The organism is Betaproteobacteria bacterium, from assembly GCA_009377585.1.
GTDB lineage: Bacteria > Pseudomonadota > Gammaproteobacteria > Burkholderiales > WYBJ01 > WYBJ01.
The window spans coordinates 1,668-19,273 of record WHTS01000009.1 but is presented as its reverse complement, the minus strand read 5'-3'; the positions used below and the strand labels follow the sequence as shown (position 1 = coordinate 19,273).

Below are 17,606 nucleotides of genomic sequence, written 5' to 3'. Positions count from 1 at the left end.
TCGTACAACAGCGCCCGATCGCGGCATACGCCCCGCAGCAACGCGGGATGGCCGAAATCGCGGTGCTAGAATTCCTCGCATCTGCATCGTGCCCGCGCGCCTGCCCCCTTAAGGAGATTCGACATGCAGCCGGCAAGCTACGGTCCCTTTCCCTACGTCCCGGTCAACCGCCGCAAGCCGTGGAAGTGGCCGAACGGCGCGCGGCTCGCGCTGTGGGTCATTCCCAATCTCGAATTCTTCCATCTCGGCACGCCGCTGGCGGGACATCCGTGGGAGAAGGCTTCCGAGTACAAGGCGCCGACGGTGCGCGCGTGGGGACAGCGCGACTACGGCAACCGCGTCGGCGTGTTCCGCTTGATGGACGTGCTGAGCAAGCACGGCATCCGGGCGACCGCCACCACCAACGCCGACATCTGCGACTTCCACCCCGAGATCATCGAGGATGCGGTCAAGCTCGGCTGGGAGTTCATGGGGCACAACAAGACCAACACCACGCGCCTGAGCGGCCTCGGCCGAGAGGAAGAGCGCGAGCTCATTCGCTACTGCCTGCAGAAGCTCGAGCAGGCGACGGGAAAGCGCCCGGTCGGATGGCTCGGTGCCGGGCTCGCCGAGACCTGGAATACGCTCGACCTCCTGGTCGAGGAAGGCTGCCTCTACGTCTCCGATTGGGTGAACGACGATCAGCCGTACCGCATGAAGGTGAACGACCGGGAGATCGTCTACGTGCCGTACTCCTACGAGGTGAACGACTCCAATCAGATCAACTACCGCCTCGGCACGATCGACGATTTCGAGCGCACCATCAAACGCACCTTTGACGTGCTCTATCGCGAGGGGGCGCAGTCGGCGCGCGTCATGGCCATCTGCCTGCATCCCTTTATGATCGGCGTGCCGCATCGGATCGGCGGGCTCGACGCCGCACTGAGGTACATCTGCGATCACGACGGCGTCTGGCTTGCAACCGGCGAGGAGATCGCACGTGCCTACCTTGAATCCGACACCTCGATCTGAGCGACGATGAAAGCAGCCAGCATTGCGCGCGCGGCGGTCGCACTGGCAGCGGTCGCACCGTGCGTCGCTTTCGCGGCGGGCCCCTACCCGAGCCGGCCGATCCGCATGATCGTCGCCTTTGCGCCGGGCGGCGGCACCGACATCATCGCCCGCATCGTCGCGCAGGGCATCGGCACCGCGCTCAAGCAGCAGGTGGTCGTCGAGAACCGTCCCGGTGCCGGCGGCAACATCGGCACCGAGCTTGCCGCCCGTTCCGCGCCCGACGGCTATACGCTGATCACCTCCGGCACGGGCGCACATGCCATCAATCCTTCGCTCTATGCCAACATCCCCTACGATGCGATCAACGATTTCACGCCGGTGAGCCTGGTCGCATCGACGCCTTATCTCATGGTCGTCCATCCTTCGGTGGCCGCGAAGTCGGTGCAGGAGTTCATTGCGCTCGCCAAGGCCAAACCGGGCGCGCTCAACATGGCCTCCTCGGGCAACGGCGGCATGCCGCATCTCGCGGGCGAGCTGTTCCAGCTCATGGCGCAGGTGCGGCTCACCCACGTTCCCTACAAAGGCACGGGCGCAGTCTTCCCGGACCTGATCGGCGGCCACGTGCAGGTGCTGTTCGGCGACATCGTCGCGACTTCGCCGCACGTGACGTCCGGGAAGCTGCGAGCGCTCGGCATCACCTCGCCGGAGCGCTCGCCCAACCTGCCCGGGATTGCGACCATCGCCGAAAGCGGCGTCCCGGGCTACGATGCAGTGGGCTGGTTCGGTGTATTCGCGCCGGCCGGCACGCCGAAAGACATCGTCTCGCGCCTGAACGCGGCGATCCGCGAGCACGTGCAGCAGCCGGAGATGAAGGCTAGGCTCAGCAGCCTCGGCGCCGACGTGGTGGCGAGCACGCCCGAAGCCTTCGCCGAGAAGCAGCGCGCCGATCTCGAGCGCTGGGCCAAGGTGATCAAGGCGGCGAACGTCAGGATCGAGTAAGGATGAACAGCGCAACTGCAGTTGCCCCAAAGGTGTGCCAGGACGTCACCCGCGCGCTGGTCGAACGCGCTCTGGCGATCGATTACACGCGCCTTCCCGAAGACGTGCGCACGCTCGCGCGCCAATGCCTGCTCGACTGGTTCGCCGTCACTCTGGCCGGAATTGGCGATCCGCTGGTCGAGCTGCTGCTCGACGCGGCGCGCGAGGAGGGCGGAACGGCGGCCGCCACGGTCGTGGGCCGCGGTGTGCAGCTCACACGCGCGCAGGCGGCGCTCGTCAACGGTACCGCCTCGCACGTGCTCGATTACGACGACGTCAATCTCAACATCAACGGCCATCCTTCCGCGGTGCTGGTGCCGGCGGTGCTCGCAATGGCGGAGGCGACCGATGCGCCGGGCAGCGAGCTGCTGAGCGCGTTCGTTGCCGGTTACGAGGCAGCGTGCCGCGCGGGCCGGCTGGCCGCTCCCGGGCACTACCTGCGCGGCTACCACGCCACCTCGACCGTGGGCGGGCTCGGCGCCGCCGTGGCCTGTGCGCGCCTGCTGCGACTCGACGCCGAGCGCACTGCGATGGCGCTCGGCATTGCGGCCACCGAGGCCGCCGGCCTCAAGGCGATGTTCGGCACCCAGTGCAAGCCCTTTCATGCCGGAATGGCCGCGGAGCATGGCATTCGCGCGGCATTGTTGGCGCAACGCGGAATGCAAAGCCGGACCGATGCGCTCGAGTGCAGGCAGGGATTCGCGCAGGTGCTGAGCCCCGATCTGGATCCGCAGGCCGCCTTGGGCGACCCGGAGGCCTATTTCATCCGCGACAACCTCTTCAAGTACCACGCCGCCTGTTACGGCACGCATTCGGCGATCGAATGCGCCCGCACGCTGCGCGCCGAGCATCGCTTCGCGCCCGACGAGATCGAGAGCGTGACGGTGCGCGTGGAGCGGGGCGCCGACGCCGTCTGCAACATCGCCAGTCCCCGCACCGGACTGGAGGCCAAGTTCAGCCTTCGCCTGACCACGGCGATGGCGTTGTGCGGACGCGATACCGCGGATCTCGCGGTCTACTCGGAGAGCACCGCCGCCGACCCGGTGCTCGTCGGCGTGCGCGACCGCATCCGCATGGAACTGATCGAGGGTTGGCCCTTGATGCAGACGGAAGTCGCGCTCGGCCTGCGCGGCGGTCGCCGGCTGGTGACCGCGTGCGATACGGGCATACCGAGCGCGGATTATGCGCGTCAGGGCACGCGGCTGCAGGAGAAGTTCGTGCGGCTTACGCGGCCGGTGCTTGGCGCCGAGCGCAGTGCCCGATTGCTCGAGCGATTGAACGCGATCGAGTGCACACGCGTGCGTGAGCTGATGCGCGTAGCGGGAGAGGCGGTGCAATGAGCGAGCAGGCGATCAAGCAGGCGACCGCGGACGGCGTTCGCACCCTCCTTGCCTGGGCGGCCCAGATTCGGCCGACCGACATTCCGCAGCCCGTGCTGCGCAAGGCAGTGCTCATCATTGCGGACGATGTCGCGGCCGCCATCGCGGCGCGCGACGAGCCGGAAGTCGTGCGCGTGCACGAGCAGCTTCTGCGCGACGGCGCACGCGTGGAGGCATCCTTCTTTCGGCCTGGTGCCGTCCGCACCGACCGGATCTCTGCCGCCCTAGGCAACGGCATTGCCGGCAGCTGGTGCGAGCTCGACGAGGGCTATCGGCTGGCCGCCTGTCATGGTGGCCTGTACACGCTGCCTGCCTTGCTCGCGGAAGCCGAGGCGCGTGCCTCGAACATCGCCGAGGTGCTGTTTGCCGCGGTGGTCGCCTACGAAGTGACGGCCCGGTTCGCGCGCTGCTGGGTCTTTCCGGCGCCGGGCTTGCACCCGCATCCGCAAAGCGCGGCCGTCGGCGGGGCCATCGCCAGCGCGCTCGTGCGCCGCTTTGATGCGCGTCTCACGCTCGATGCCGTGACAGCCGCCTGCACGCTCGTCTCGCCCGGCGACTATCAGCACGCCATCGACGGGGCGTTGGTGCGCAACGTCTGGGCCGCGGTCGGGACGGCGAACGGCATGCGCTGCGCCGACTGGGCCGAGTGCGGCATCGCCGGACATGCCGGCAGTCCCTATGCGATCTACACCGAACGCCTCGGCCAGCCGCCGGCGCCCGAGGCGTTGATTGCCGCGCTCGGCGAGGAGTGGGCGATTCAACGCGGCTATCACAAGATTCACGGCTGCTGCCAGTCGACGCATTCGGCGGTGGAAGCGACCCTCGCCGCACGCGCCGCCATGCCGGCGGGGACGAGCGCGCGCGACATCCGCCGCATCGTGCTCGAAACGCACCGCCCCGGAATGACCAATACGCGTCCGGCGACGACCCTGGCGGCCCGGTTCTCGTTCGAGCACGTGGTCGCAACCGCGCAGGTGCACGCCCGCGCCGAGGCGTTCTCCGCCGCCACGCTCGATGATGATGTCATTGCGGGGCTGCGGGAGCGGATCGAGCTCCGCCGCTTCGAGCCGGCCCTGCCGCGGCCGCACGATCGGCCGGCCCGTGTGACCTTCGAGCTCGCCGATGGCAGCTCGATCACCCGCGAGTGCCTGAGCGCGCAGGGCGGCCCGGACCGGCCGTTCGAGGAAGGCGTGATTTTCGACAAGATCCGCGATGTCACGCATGCGGCCTGTCCGCGGTTCGGCCCCGCCTTCGAGCGCCTGCTTGATCTCGAGCCCGCACAGCTCGACCGGCCGTGGCGCGTCCTGATCGAGGACGCTCTGAGGGCCGCCTGAAATGAGCGCGCCGGACGCCAGTGCGATTCGCGACGCGGTCGTTACCGCGATGCCGCTCGCCGAAGAACTGTTCTCGGCGCTGCGCAGCCGCACCGTCCAACGACGGGGCGTGAGCCGCGAGAGCTATGGACCCGGTGAGCAGGTGGCGCACGAGCTCGCAGCGCAGTTCGGGCGCGACCACGGGCTCGAACTCTCCTGCGATGCCGCCGGCAATCTCTATCTTCGGCTTCCGGGACGCGATCGCTCGCTGCCCGCCTGGATCACCGGCTCGCACCTCGATTCGGTGCCCGAGGGCGGCAACTTCGACGGCGCCGCCGGCGTCATCGCGGGGCTTGCCGTCGCGGCCGGCTTTCGCCGCGCCGGCATCGTTCCCGAGCGCGACGTGGTGGTGATGGCGGTGCGCGCGGAGGAGGCGAGCAGTTGGTTCGCGGGCAGCCACCAGGGGCACATCGGCAGCCGTGCGGCGCTCGGTTTGCTGAACCCCGCAGAGCTGGACGAGGCGGTGCATTCGGGCGACAGCCGCAATCTCGGCAGCCATATGCGCGAGGCCGGGTTCGATCCGGCGCACATCTTTCGAGCGGCCCCATACCTCAGGCCCGAGCGCTTCCACGGCTATCTGGAGCTGCACATCGAGCAGGGTCCGGTGCTGGAGACGATCGCAAGGCCGGTCGGCATCGTCACGGGCATCCGCGGTTCCGCACGCGCCCGCAGCGCTCGTTGCATCGGCGCCTATTCCCACTCGGGCGCGGTGCCGCGCGAGTACCGCAGCGATGCGGTACTCGCCACGGTGGCGCTGTGCGGCCGTCTGGACGAGGCGTGGACCGAGTTGCAGGCGGCGGGGGCCGATCTCGTCTTCACCGTCGGCAAGCTCACCACCGATCCGGCGCTACATGGGATCACCAAGGTTCCGGGCGAGACGCGATTCTCGATCGACCTGCGAAGTCAGGATTGCGAGACGCTCGCAACGATGACCGAGCGGGTGCGCGCGGCTGCCGAGATGATCGGACGCGAGCGGCGGGTGCGCTTCGAACTGGGCGCATTCGATCTCTCGCCGCCCGCGTCGATGGATGCCGGCCTGCAGGATGCGCTCGCTCAGGGTGCACAGGCGCTCGGGATCGCGGCGCCTTCGCTCCCCAGCGGGGCCGGACACGATGCGCAGGATTTTGCCCATGCAGGGTTCCGGTCCGGCATGATCTTCGTGCGCAACGCCAACGGCAGCCACAATCCCGACGAAGCGATGGCGATGAAGGACTTCTGCCTCGGCACGCAGCTTCTCGCCTGGCTGCTGGCGCGCTGACAGGCGCGTCGACCGGAGCGCTGCCTACCAGGCGCGGCAGAGCAGCTCGTGGATCTGCTCGGCGCTGTGGATCTCGGCCGGATTGAAGGCGAGGCCCGGTTCGGTGAAAACGCGTCGGGCGAGCTCGTCGAGCTGTGAGCGATCGAGGCCCAGTTCCCGCAGGCGCGTTTGAAGTCCGGCGCGCAGGGCGAGCGCGCTCAAGCGCGTCGTGATCTCGGCAACGAGGCTCGCCGCGGGCTCGTCCGCCGCGGAGATCCCCATCGCCTGCGCCATCCGGACGGTTTCTCCGGGACAGTACGGCAAGTTGAATGCGAGTACGTGCGGCAGGACGGCCGTGTTCGCTTCGCCGTGCGAGGTGTCGGCGAGTGGGGCGAGCTTGTGGCAGATCGCGTGATGCAAGGCGGTGCGCGCGTTCACGATGGCGGCGCCGGCGAGATAGGCGCCCAGCAGAAGCTCGTCCGCGCTCGCGTTGCCGCCTGCGCGCTGCTCCAGACCGCGCCACAAGCGCTGCAAGCCATCGACAGCGAGCAGCGAGCTGATGGGCGTTCGCGCCTTCGAGTAGAGCGCCTCGAAGCAATGGGCGAGCGCATTCATGCCCGATCCCACGAGCATGCGCTCCGGCGCGTCGGCGAGGAGCAGCGGATCGAGCACGATCAGACGCGCAGCCAGCGCGGAATCGCGGAAAATGAGCTTGTAGGCGTCCGATCGCGTGAGGCTGAAGCCGGGCGTGACCTCGGCCCCGGACAGCGTCGTCGGCAGCGCGACGAGCGGAAGCATCGGCGCCGTTCTCACCCGGGCGGGCGATGCACCGCGGTCGCGGCGCAACGCCAACGATTCGATCCCGGGGCCTTCCGCCAGCGCGAGGGCGACGCCCTTGGCGAGATCGGACGCGCTGCCGCCGCCGAAGCTTACGATGCCGTCGGCCCGGTGCAAGCGCGCCACCTCGGCACCTCGCAGCGCAGATTCGAGCGGCGCGTGCGTCTGCACGCCGGGCCACACCTGTGCCGTGCCGGGCAACCGAGCGACGATCGCCGCCACATGCGGCCCCGAGGCGGCCCGGGGACTGCAGACGACAAGCGGGCGGGCAACGCCGAGACGCTCGAGCGGCTCACGCAGATCCGAGGCGCTGCCCCGGCCGAACAGAACCTGCTGCTGAGGAAACCCGTGAGTGAAAGGCACCATAGGCTTCTCGTTTGCCGCCCGATCGCGTTGCTGCCTATTATCGCCCGCAGTCCCACGGCCGCTCGAAAGCCATGACGAAACCGCTCGGAATCCTCATCTCGTCCTTCGATTACTCGCCGGTAGCGGAGGATGAGTTTCACGACTGGTACGACACGGAGCACATTCCCGAGCGTGCGCGCATCCCCGGGTTCTTGCAATGCACTCGGTGGCTCGCCGTGGACCTGCCGAAGGTCTCCATGACCACCTACGAGCTCGCTTCGATCGACGTGCTGCGCAGCGCGGGCTATCTCGCGGTCGGCTATGAGAACAACTCGCCGTGGACGCGCCGCGTCGGCTGGCGCTGCATCAAGCGGCTGCGCATCGAAGGTGTTCAGGCGACACCGGGCGATTGTTTGCCGCCGGAGCGGTCGCAGGGCCTGATGGTGGTCGCGATGAACGCCCTAGGGTCAGACGACGCGCTCGCCGCAAGGCTGGATGTGGAACTGCCCGAGCTGGCGTGCGTGCACGGCGTGCATGCTGCGCGACGATTCCGTGCGGCGAGCGGCACTCATGCCCATGTCCTCACGGTCCATCTCGAGTCGCCGGATGTTGCGGTGAGCACGCCCTGGAGACGCGCAGCCGAGAGGCTGCGGGCGCTCGAGAGCGAGCTGCAGGTGCAGAACTTCTCGTACACGCTCTGCATCCGCTACCAGCGGATCGAGCCGATGCCGGGCAACCACCCCGTAGGTGACACGGTCGCGTCCCGCCCTTCCTGAAGTAGGAACAGACGGCTTCCATACTCCCCGCCTCTCACGAGACGGGGTGGCACGAAGCGCCGGGGGGTGAGGCCGGGAATTCGCGGACCATGGTCCGCGCCGGCCGAACGGCATCGGCCCGTATGCCGACGCGCGCCCTGCAAGGGATGTGGTTTCGCGTTGTGCCGCCACCATCCGCGATACTGTCGTGTCCCGTTCTCTGAACAGGAGGGAACTGCGATCAAACGCCACAGACTTGGGAGGGACGACGCGAAAGTCATGACTGGGACGAGCAGGTCATCATCGATCTCCGACCCGGCGCCAACAGCATCATCGGCACCGAGATCGCCGCCCGCGCGCAGCCTGATGGCTACACGATGCTCATGGCGTTGCCGGCGCTGGTGATCAATCCGCACGTCTACCGGAAGCTTCCTTATTCGATCGGCGATTTCACGCCAATCACGAACATCGCCACGGCGCCCTACCTGATGCTCGTCAATCCGTCGGTCAAGGTGGAGAGCCCGTGCGAGCTAATCGCATTCGCGAAGGCGCGGCCGGGGCAGCTCAACTTCCGGTCGGGCGGCGCGGCGAGCCCCGCGCATCTCGCGATGGAGCTTTTCATGGCGAGTGCGGGCGTGACGATGACGCACGTGCTCCTACAAAGGAGGCGTGCCGGCGTTGACCGACCTCATCGGGGGGCAGATCCAGGTTTTGGTGAACCCTGCGCTCTCGGCGGTGCCGCATGTGCGGTCGGGAAAGTTGCGTGCGATCGCAGTCACCGAACCAGTGCGGTCGGCGATGGGTGGTAGTGGCTTCCCGATTGCTTCGCATCTATCATTCTTCAGTCAGAGGAACGGTGGAGGTCGGCGGCAGACAATGGTGGCGACACGTGCATGGAAGCAGACGAAGCCGCGGGCAGGATCATGCTTCTCCGGGCCGAAAAGTTCGGCGTTGGTCTCGTGGACCGCGTTGCTGTTGACGAGTCCGGTATGCGGTCAAGGCGATGCGACCACCTATCCACAACGGCCCGTGCGGCTCATCGATCCCTACGCGCCAGGAGGAGGTTCCGGGCTCATCGCGCGCCTGTTGAGCGACAAGCTCTCTCCTGCCTGGGGTAAGCAGATCGTGGTCGACAACCGGCCGGGCGCGGCGGCGGCGATCGGAACCGAAATGGCGGCGAAGGCCGCGCCGGACGGTCACACACTTCTCATGGGCACCAGCGGATCGATCGCCATCAATCCAGGCATGTACGCCAAGTTGCCGTACGACCCGGTGCGCGATCTCGTCGCGATCACCCAGACGAGTGCACAAGTCAATGTGCTGGTGCTGCATCCGTCGGTGAACGCGAGTTCGGTGAAGGAGCTGATCGCACTCGCCGCGTCTCAGCCGGGCAAGCTCAATTTCTCGTCCGCAGCCACGGGCAGCACCGGACACCTCGCCGGCGAGCTTTTCCAGGGGCTCGCGAAAGTGCGCATGACGCATGTCGCGTACAGAGGTAGCAGTCCGGCTGCCATTGCCGTTATCGCGGGCGAGGTTGAGCTCATGTTCGGCAACGTCCTCGCGGTGCTTCCGCACGTGAACTCCGGGAAGCTGAAGGCAATCGCCGTCAGCAGCCGGGAGCGGACGAAAGCCCTGCCCAATCTCCCTACGATCGCCGAGGCCGGCGTGCCAGGATACGAGGCATTAGGTTGGAATGGCGTTTTTGCGCCTGCCGGAACGCCACGTCCGATCGTGGCGAAGCTCAACAGGGACATCGTGGGCGTACTCAACATGCCGGATGTTCGCGAGCGCCTGGAAAGTATGGGCTCCAACCCCGTCGGCGGTACGCCCGAGCAGTTCGGTGCATACGTCAAGCGGGAGATTGCCCGCTGGGGCAAGATCATCCGCGACAACAACATCCGCATCGAGTGAATCGCCGTCCGGTTGCAGCAGAATGGGAAGAAGCATGAGGGCCATGGACAGGGAGCATCTCCCCCAGGTCGTTGTTCTGTCGACCGGCGGCACGATCGCCGGCCGGGGCGGATCTTCGCTGAGCTTGTCCGAATACAAGGCGGGCTCCCTGCTCGGTCAGGAGCTTGTGGAAGCCGTTCCGGAGCTCGATCGGTTCGCACGCGTGCGGGTCGAGCAGATCTGCAACGTCGGCAGCTCGAACATCACCTTCGCCCATTGGCGCGAGCTCGCCGAGCGTATCGATGCGATCTTCACTACGGAGTCCGATGTCGCCGGGGTTGTGATCACGCACGGCACGAGCACCATCGAAGAGACGGGGTATTTCCTCAATCTGACCGTCCGCCACGATCGCCCGGTGGTACTCGTAGGTTCTCAGCGCCCTTCGACCGCATTGAGCGCGGATGGTCCGCTCAATCTCGTCAATGCCGTTCGCGTCGCCGCATGCTCCGAATCTCGTGGACGCGGCGTGCTGGTAGTCCTGAACGAGGAGATCAACGCAGCGCGCGACGTCACGAAGAGCAATACGTATAGGCTGGAGACCTTCCGTTCCGGCGAGCTCGGCTTCCTCGGCTATGTCGACCAGGACAAGGTTGCGTATTATCGCCGGTCCGATAATCGGCACACGGTGAATTCCGAGTTCGCGCTGGATGCGCTCGGAGAGTTGCCGAGCGTGGAGATCGTCTACTCGTCGGTGCAGTCAAACACGCCGTTGCTCGTCGAGACGTTGCAAAAAGCGGGCGTTCGTGGAATCGTGTTCGCGGCCACCGGCGCCGGCTCGCTCTCCGATCGCGAAAAGGAAGTTGTGGCCCAATCGGTTGCACGCTCGCTCGGAACGGTTTTCGTTCGAGCGAGCCGGGTGGGCAATGGGCGGGTCACCGGGCGCAGCGAATTCGACCGGCTCGGAATCATTCCCGCCGACAACCTCAGTCCGCAGAAGGCGCGCGTACTGCTCATGCTTGCGCTCGCACGAACGAGTAACCTGGATGAGCTGCGACGGGTTTTCTCGCAGTACTAGACGAATGCGCTGCTGCTTGCCTTGCTACCAGAGCTCCCGCAACGGCGCATCGGGTTCGATATCGATTGCCGGTGCAACGGCTGCAGCGATCGCCAGCAGCCGGGCATCCGATAGCCGCGGCCCCACCAGTTGTACGCCAACCGGCAGCCCGAGCACCCCGCGCCCGGCAGGGATGTTTACACACGGGACGTGCAACAGAGTCCACATCTGATTGAACACCGCGTTTCCGGTCGTGTGCAGGCCCTCGGGGGCTTCACCGGGGGCGCTTGGGGTTAGAACGACATCGAGCGATTTGCCGAACAAGGCGTCGAAGGCGACACGACAGGAATCGGCGAGTGCGTAGCTCTCCAGCAATTGCCGGTCCGAAATTCCGCCAGCGTTTTCCACCTTGTCCTTCAGTCCTTGCGCGAGCAACGCTTTCGCGTTTACGTATTCGGGCAGGAAGGCCACGCCCGCTTCGCGATTACTAATAGCGGCATGCGCGGCACGAAGCCCATCGAAGCGGGCCTCCAGTAGGAGCTCTTCGACCACCGCGCCGCACTCGGCCAGCCGGTTGCCTGCTCGTTGCAGCGCGCTCGCTCCGGCAGGCTCGATTAGCGGCCACGACGGGCTTCGACACAAGCCTACGCGCAATCCGCGCAGATTCACGCGAGTGGCCCATGGCTGCATGCCGAATGCCTCGCCGACCAGCGTGAGGTCCTCCACCGAACGTCCGTACCAACCGACCGTGTCGAGGCTGGCGGAATACATGCGTACGCCTTCGCGGCTGATCCTATTCCACGTTGGCTTCATCGCGTAAATGCCGTTGAATGCAGCCGGGCGGATCAGCGATCCGCTGGTCTGGGTGCCGAACGCAATCGGCGCCATGAAGTCGGCCACGGCAGCCGCAGAACCTGAGGACGTGCCGCCGGGCGTATGCGCCGGGTTGAACGGATTACGCGTGAGCGCTTTGCGGCCGCTCGATGCGAACTCGACGGTGTCAGTCTTGCCGAGAACTACAGCACCCGATCCACGCGCCAACGCAACGCAAGCGGCATCGCGCCCGACGCGCAGGCCGGGGTAGATGGGCGAGTTCTGCGTGGTCGGGTAGTCGGCGGTATCGATCACATCCTTCACGCCGATCGGCAGACCATGCAGCGCGCCTGTGGGCGGCCGCTTGTCCGCTTCACGCGCGTCGCGAATTGCCTGCTCGGGTTCCGTATGTAACCAGGCGCGCACCAATGCGTCACGCTTGGCGATGCGCTCCAAACACGAGCGAACCAATTCCTCCGAGGAAAGCTGCCGCTCCTTGATCAACCTGGCCGCTCGTGTGGCAGAAAGCTGACATGGCTGCATGATCTGTCGGATGCGTGTACGAGGTTCTCAGTCGAGCTTGATGCCAGCTTGCTTCACTACGTTTGCCCACCGATCCACGTCGCGCTTGAGGATTGCGGCAAATTCTTCCGGCGGCCCCGAGACAGCTTCCATCCCGCCACTCGCGAAGCGCCCCCTGATGTCCGGCATCTGGATGATGCGAGCGAGCTCGGCGTTCCACGCTGCAACGATTTCCTTCGGCAAGCCCTTCGGGCCGACGAACGCGTACCAGGAAGTCACGTCGTATCCGGGGACACCTGCTTCAATGACCGTCGGCAGATCGGGTGCTCCGGCGATGCGCTTGGGACCGGTAACCGCGAGGCCCCGCAGTCTCCCGCTTTTGACATGAGGCATTACGGGCGCGGTCGCAGCAATCATGATCTGAATCTGACCGCCGATCAGATCACTGACTGCAGGCCCAGTGCCTTTGTATGGAATATGCGTGAGGTCCACTGCTGCAGTCAGCTTGAAGAATTCCATGACCAGGTGGGTCGAACCGCCGGTGCCCGTCGCCCCGAAATTGATTGCGCCCGGCTTTGCACGCGCGAGAGCGACGAACTCCTTGACGGTTCTCGCGGGGACCGAGGGGTGGACTACGACCATGAACACCGTCGATGCGACTCGGCCAATTACGGTGATATCGTTGATCGGATCGTAGGGCAGGGTGCGCAGACTCGGGTTGGCCGCGTAGCTGCCGGTCGCAATCAGAATCGTGTAGCCATCCGGAGCCGACCGCAAGACGTGCTCGTTACCAATCGTACCGTTCGCACCTCCCCGATTCTCCACGAGGACTTGCTGGCCCCACGCTTGCGTGAGCTTGGGCGCGATCAATCGAGCCACGACATCAGATCCGCCTCCCGGAGGGAAGGCGTCGACAATGCGGATTACCTTGACCGGATAAGCAGGCAGCCCCGCACCGCCTTGCGCGCCCGCTGCGCTCTGCGAATGTACCGGCGCTGCAAGTGCGGCCAAAAATCCCACGAAGGCCAACCCGAACGCCAATCCTCTGGCAAGGAGGTTTGGTTAGCACAGCTCCGTTCTCCTCTTGAAGCTTCTCAGATGCAGCGCACGGGCTACTCAAGCAACTCTAACACGCATTCGCGGGCAGTCCCAGGCCTGGACTGCATGGGACCCAACGAGAGCATATCCGACGACGTTCACCGGTCGAACATAGCCGACGTGACGTGATCCCAGGTCATAAAGCGTGGGAATGTTGGCCTCGGCGCCTGGAGCGTGATGAAGATAAGAACGATGCCGATCGGTATCGTCAGCATCGCGACTACGCGATCGAAGCTAAGGCTGACACGCGCACTCAGTACTGCTCGCGTAAAACCGTCACTGGCGGCGCTGGCCTGATCTCTCTAGTACCGTAGAGATGCGACCGCTGTTCCGCGATGCGGACCGCTATTGCACCGCCGCCGTGGGCGCCATAGCATGCCTCTGCATTTCCTGGGCGCGCATGGCGTCGTACACGAACTGACGAGGTCACAAAAATGAAACGGGTTGTCGTTCTGCTCGCATGTCTTGTAGCGGCCCCAGCCGCCGCGCAGTCGTATCCGGTCAAGCCGATCGAGCTCGTTTCGCCGACGGGCGCCGGGGGCGGCTCGGACCTCGTCGCTCGCATCGTCGGGGAGATCATCGCGAAAGAGAAGCTGCTGCCGCAGCCGATCGTTATCGTGAACAAGGCGGGAGGCGGGGGCGCTATCGGTCAGCGTTACGTAGCGTCGAAGAAAGGCGATCCGTACACGATCCTTCTCGCGGCGACCGGTCTCATCACCGTCCCGTTGCGTACGGGGCTCGATGTCGGCATGGATAAATTTCAGCCGCTCGGCATCATCGGCCTCGATCTCAACTCGCTAGCGGTGCGTGACGATTCGCCTTATCGCACGGTCAAGGATCTGGTCGCCGCGATTCGCCTTATCGCACGGTCAAGGATCTGGTCGCCGCCGCGAAGACGAAATCAATAAACGTCGCGATCACCTTTCCCGGCGGGTCCGCGCATCAGCTCATCTTCCGACTGGAGCAGCTCACCGGCGCCAAGTTCAATACGGTGTCGTTCAAGAGCGGCGCCGACGCCGTGACAGCCGTCCTGGGCGGTCATGTGCACGTCACCGCGGAGAATCTCGGCGAAGTAATGCCGCATGTAAGATCGAATGACCTGCGCCTGCTGGGTGTGCCGGCGCTGAAGCGCCCCGCCGGGCTTCCCAACGTGCCAACCCTCAAAGAGCAAGGATTCGACATCCAGGCCGGCGGGGCCCGCGGTTTTGTCGCGCCGGCCGGTATTCCACGCGATGTGGTGAAGCTCTGGGAGGAGACGCTTGCCAAGGTTCACAAGAGCGCGGCGTGGAAAGAATACATGGCGCACAACATGTACGAGGACCTGTACATGAACGCCGACGAAATGAGCCGCTGGCTTGCGAGTCAACAGGGGGAGACCACGCGCTTTCTGACGGAGATGGGGCTGGTGGTCAAGAAAGAAGACAAGAAGTGACGCCCGCCGGTCGTCGCCCGAGGAACGCAAGACCGACAGCCTGAATCAGGAACTTCTGGACGGAAGATCGCTGTAGGAATACGAAGGTGCAGTCATGCTGGTATCGCATGATCGCTATTTGGAAGCGGAGCTCGCAACCCTGAGCGAGGTGCGCGACGCGATTGATGCGCGCGCGGGCACGGCGAGGAGCGAAGCGGTCGCAACAATGCAGTGACGGCGGGCCGAGATCGAGGTGCAGGACGCGCTCAGTGCACTGGAGAGCGTCTGGTGCCGATTGCCCCCGGGGAAAGTATGACGGTTCCGCACGACACGTTGAATTGCTCGGCCCGCTCGTAACGTCTCGCGTTGTGTGCGAGCATCGCGGTTGGCAAGGCATGCAGCGATCGCCGCGGCGGCCGCTGGCGAACAGGCGCCGGCGTGAGCCGCGTCAGGTGCTTTCCCGTACCGCTGGGCCCTCAGGCTCGGAATGCCGGAGGCGCTATCGCGCGTCGCGGTTCCGGACAGACTCGTTCCAATCCGGATCACGTCCACCCAGGAGGTCGGCAACGTCATGAAGTGTCTAGGTGCAGTCATTTTTCTCTCGGCCATGCTTCCTGCAGGAGGCGTGCTCGCGCAAAAGACCTACCCCGAGCGTCCCGTGCGGGTGATCGTTCCCTTCGCGCCTGGCGGCGGCACGGACATCGTCGGGCGCATCGTCGCGAAGCAGATGACCGAGGTTCTCGGCCAGTCCGTGATGGTCGACAACCGTCCCGGCGCGGGCGGCAGCATCGGCGAGGAGATGATCGCCCGTGCGACGCCGGACGGATACACCATCGGAATGGTGTCGGGCTATGGAACCAACGCTGCGGTGTACAAGCTCAACTACGATCCGGTTAACGACATCCAGGCCATCATCTCCATCGGCGATTCGGGCATGATCGTCTCGCTGCATCCGGAGGTGCCGATCAAGTCGCTGCAGGAATTCATCGCCTACGCGAAGGCCAATCCGGGCAAGCTCAACTATTCATCGAGCGGCACCGGCGCGATCACGCATCTGGCGACTGAGCTGCTGAACCTGTCCGCCGCGATCAAGACGACGCACATCCCATTCAAGGGCACGGGCCCCGCGCTGACCGCTCTGTTGTCCAAGGAGGTCCACTTCCTTCTTGGCAGCATGCCTGCGACCTTGCCGCACATCCAAGGCGGGCGGCTGCGCGGCGTCGCGGTGACGACGCCCAAGCGGTTGAACGCGCTCAAGGATCTGCCCGCGATCGCGGAGGTCGTACCCGGCTACCGGGCGGTCATCACCTATGGCCTGATCGGACCGAAGGGTCTGCCGGACGAGGCCGTGCGTCGCTGGAATACGGAGGTCAACAAGATCCTGAAGACGGGCGAAATGAAGGAACGACTCGCCAAGGACGGCATCGAGCCGGTGGGCGGTGCGCCGGAGGTCTTCCACGACGTGATCAGGCGCGACGTCGAGCAGTGGAAGCGGGTGGTCAGAGAAGCCAAGCTCAACTTCTCGAGCTGAGGAGCAAAAGCATGCCCCAGAAGACCGTCGACGCACCAGCCGTGAGGCGACTTCTTGCGCAACTGCGCGGCCATGCCGTGACCGAGGAACGTGCGGAGCAGCTTGCGCTGGATATCGCCCAGGTGAACGAAGCCGCACGTGCCGAGGGCGCGAAGAACGACTTCAATGACGAACCCTCGCGCTTTGGCGTCACCCTGACGAGGCTCGCGACGCGATGAACCGCGAGCTGCTCGACATGAGTTTGTGCGAGATCGCACAGGCGATCCGGCGCAAGCGCGTATCATCACTGGAGGTGATCCGCGCTTGCATCGAGCGGGCGAAAGCGGTGCAGCCGGCGACCAACTGCTTCATTGCTATAGAAGAGGAAGAGGCGCTTCGTGCGGCCCGTGCCGCCGACCGCGCGATCAAGCGCGGCGCGCGTCTCGGTCCGCTGCATGGCGTGCCCCTCGCGCACAAGGACATGTTCTATCGCGCCGGGCGCGTCTGCAGCGGCGGCAGCAAGATCCTTCGCGACTATCGTCCGGCCGTCACGGCGACGGTGGTCGAGCGGCTGGCTGCAGCCGGCGCTCTCTGGCTCGGGCGTCTCAACATGGCGGAGCTTGCGGCGAACCCGACCGGACACAACGAGCACTTCGGCGATTGCTGCAATCCGTGGAACCCTGCGCACATCACCGGCGGCTCCTCCAGCGGTTCCGGTGCGGCCGTGGCGACACGAGCATGCTACGGCGCGCTCGGCTCTGACACGGGCGGCTCCGTTCGCCTGCCAGCGGCTGCGAACGGCGTCGTAGGCCTCAAACCGACCTATGGGCGCGTGAGCCGGTACGGCATCCTGCCGCGCGTCTGGTCGCTCGACACGGTCGGCCCGCTCACCCGGACGGTGCGCGATTGCGCCCGCCTGACGGCGGTCATCGCCGGTGCGGATCCGGTCGATCCGACCGCGCACGCCTATCCGGTTCCACGCTACGAACGCCTGCTCGATCGCCGCATCCGGGGATTGAAAATCGGCGTGCCGCGCAATCACTACTACGAAGAGGTTGCGCCGGACGTCGCTCGCGCGATGCAGGAGAGCGTGACGGTACTGCGGTCGCTCGGCGCCCGCATCGTCGAGCTTGAGGTCCCCGACCCGCAGCACACCTTCCAGCTCAACAACGTGATCGGGCAGGTCGAAGCGAGCGCCATCTGCGCGAACTGGCTGCGCGAGCGGCCGCAGGACTTCTCGCGCGTCGTGCGCACGCGCTCCGAGGCGGGATTGCTCGTGCCCGCGGTGAGCTACCTCGAGGCGCTCAATGCGCGGCCGCGCATCACCGCCGAGTTCGTGCAGGCGGTGTTC

The 17,606-nt window shown here is 65.8% G+C and carries 16 protein-coding genes and 1 pseudogene; 14 read left to right on the top strand and 3 right to left on the bottom strand.

Annotated features, from left to right (window positions below):
• The first annotated feature begins 123 nt into the window (after nt 1-123).
• Genes GEV05_05015 through GEV05_04995 form a run of 5 tightly spaced genes read left to right on the top strand, consistent with a single transcriptional unit; the run spans nt 124 to nt 6,041 of the window.
• Nucleotides 124-1,011 carry a polysaccharide deacetylase family protein gene (locus GEV05_05015; protein MPZ42763.1) on the top strand — a complete coding sequence of 296 codons (888 nt, stop codon included), beginning with the start codon at nt 124-126 and terminating at the stop codon, nt 1,009-1,011.
• Nucleotides 1,012-1,017: 6 nt separating this feature from the next.
• Nucleotides 1,018-1,992: a tripartite tricarboxylate transporter substrate binding protein gene (locus GEV05_05010; protein MPZ42762.1), complete on the top strand. Its 975-nt coding sequence runs from the start codon at nt 1,018-1,020 to the stop codon at nt 1,990-1,992.
• A 2-nt stretch (nt 1,993-1,994) separates the two neighbouring features.
• The gene (locus GEV05_05005; GenBank protein MPZ42761.1) at nt 1,995-3,371 is read left to right on the top strand and encodes an MmgE/PrpD family protein; all 1,377 of its coding nucleotides are present in this window, start codon (nt 1,995-1,997) and stop codon (nt 3,369-3,371) included.
• Nucleotides 3,368-4,744: an MmgE/PrpD family protein gene (locus tag GEV05_05000; GenBank protein MPZ42760.1), complete on the top strand. Its 1,377-nt coding sequence runs from the start codon at nt 3,368-3,370 to the stop codon at nt 4,742-4,744. Before GEV05_05005 ends, GEV05_05000 begins: the two co-directional genes overlap by 4 nt.
• A gap of 49 nt (nt 4,745-4,793) precedes the next feature.
• Nucleotides 4,794-6,041, top strand: a complete 1,248-nt coding sequence (locus GEV05_04995; protein MPZ42759.1) for a hydantoinase/carbamoylase family amidase — start codon at nt 4,794-4,796, stop codon at nt 6,039-6,041.
• A 24-nt stretch (nt 6,042-6,065) separates the two neighbouring features.
• On the opposite strand, the gene GEV05_04990 is transcribed toward GEV05_04995, so the two are convergent.
• On the bottom strand, nt 6,066-7,223 hold the full coding sequence (locus GEV05_04990; GenBank protein ID MPZ42758.1) for an iron-containing alcohol dehydrogenase: 1,158 nt from the start codon (nt 7,221-7,223) through the stop codon (nt 6,066-6,068).
• Nucleotides 7,224-7,294: 71 nt separating this feature from the next.
• Here GEV05_04990 and GEV05_04985 point away from each other — a divergent pair, with 71 nt between their 5' ends.
• From GEV05_04985 to GEV05_04970, 4 genes and pseudogenes are all read left to right on the top strand, one after another.
• Nucleotides 7,295-7,978, top strand: a complete 684-nt coding sequence (locus GEV05_04985; GenBank protein MPZ42757.1) for a hypothetical protein — start codon at nt 7,295-7,297, stop codon at nt 7,976-7,978.
• Between the two features lie 278 nt (nt 7,979-8,256).
• A pseudogene (locus GEV05_04980) lies at nt 8,257-8,610 on the top strand (tripartite tricarboxylate transporter substrate binding protein).
• A gap of 16 nt (nt 8,611-8,626) precedes the next feature.
• Nucleotides 8,627-9,868 carry a tripartite tricarboxylate transporter substrate binding protein gene (locus tag GEV05_04975; GenBank protein MPZ42756.1) on the top strand — a complete coding sequence of 414 codons (1,242 nt, stop codon included), beginning with the start codon at nt 8,627-8,629 and terminating at the stop codon, nt 9,866-9,868.
• A complete protein-coding gene (locus GEV05_04970; GenBank protein MPZ42755.1) occupies nt 9,735-10,922 on the top strand; it encodes a type II asparaginase in 1,188 nt (395 codons plus the stop codon). The genes GEV05_04975 and GEV05_04970 overlap by 134 nt, the downstream gene beginning before the upstream one ends.
• Nucleotides 10,923-10,946: 24 nt before the next feature.
• On the opposite strand, the gene GEV05_04965 is transcribed toward GEV05_04970, so the two are convergent.
• Together GEV05_04965 and GEV05_04960 are read right to left on the bottom strand one after the other, a co-directional pair.
• Nucleotides 10,947-12,257 carry an amidase gene (locus GEV05_04965; protein ID MPZ42754.1) on the bottom strand — a complete coding sequence of 437 codons (1,311 nt, stop codon included), beginning with the start codon at nt 12,255-12,257 and terminating at the stop codon, nt 10,947-10,949.
• Nucleotides 12,258-12,284: 27 nt separating this feature from the next.
• Nucleotides 12,285-13,277, bottom strand: a complete 993-nt coding sequence (locus GEV05_04960) for a tripartite tricarboxylate transporter substrate binding protein (GenBank protein ID MPZ42753.1) — start codon at nt 13,275-13,277, stop codon at nt 12,285-12,287.
• Between the two features lie 491 nt (nt 13,278-13,768).
• Between GEV05_04960 and GEV05_04955 the strand changes: the two genes are divergently transcribed.
• The 5 genes from GEV05_04955 to GEV05_04935 all read left to right on the top strand — a co-directional run.
• Complete coding sequence (locus GEV05_04955; protein ID MPZ42752.1) at nt 13,769-14,242, top strand: hypothetical protein; 474 nt, start codon at nt 13,769-13,771, stop codon at nt 14,240-14,242.
• Complete coding sequence (locus GEV05_04950; protein ID MPZ42751.1) at nt 14,212-14,766, top strand: hypothetical protein; 555 nt, start codon at nt 14,212-14,214, stop codon at nt 14,764-14,766. The genes GEV05_04955 and GEV05_04950 overlap by 31 nt, the downstream gene beginning before the upstream one ends.
• Before the next feature lie 466 nt (nt 14,767-15,232).
• The gene (locus GEV05_04945) at nt 15,233-16,276 is read left to right on the top strand and encodes a tripartite tricarboxylate transporter substrate binding protein (protein ID MPZ42750.1); all 1,044 of its coding nucleotides are present in this window, start codon (nt 15,233-15,235) and stop codon (nt 16,274-16,276) included.
• Between the two features lie 11 nt (nt 16,277-16,287).
• On the top strand, nt 16,288-16,494 hold the full coding sequence (locus tag GEV05_04940) for a hypothetical protein (GenBank protein MPZ42749.1): 207 nt from the start codon (nt 16,288-16,290) through the stop codon (nt 16,492-16,494).
• A partial coding sequence (locus GEV05_04935) for an amidase (protein MPZ42748.1) occupies nt 16,491-17,606 on the top strand: 1,116 nt, incomplete at its 3' end. The genes GEV05_04940 and GEV05_04935, both read left to right, overlap by 4 nt.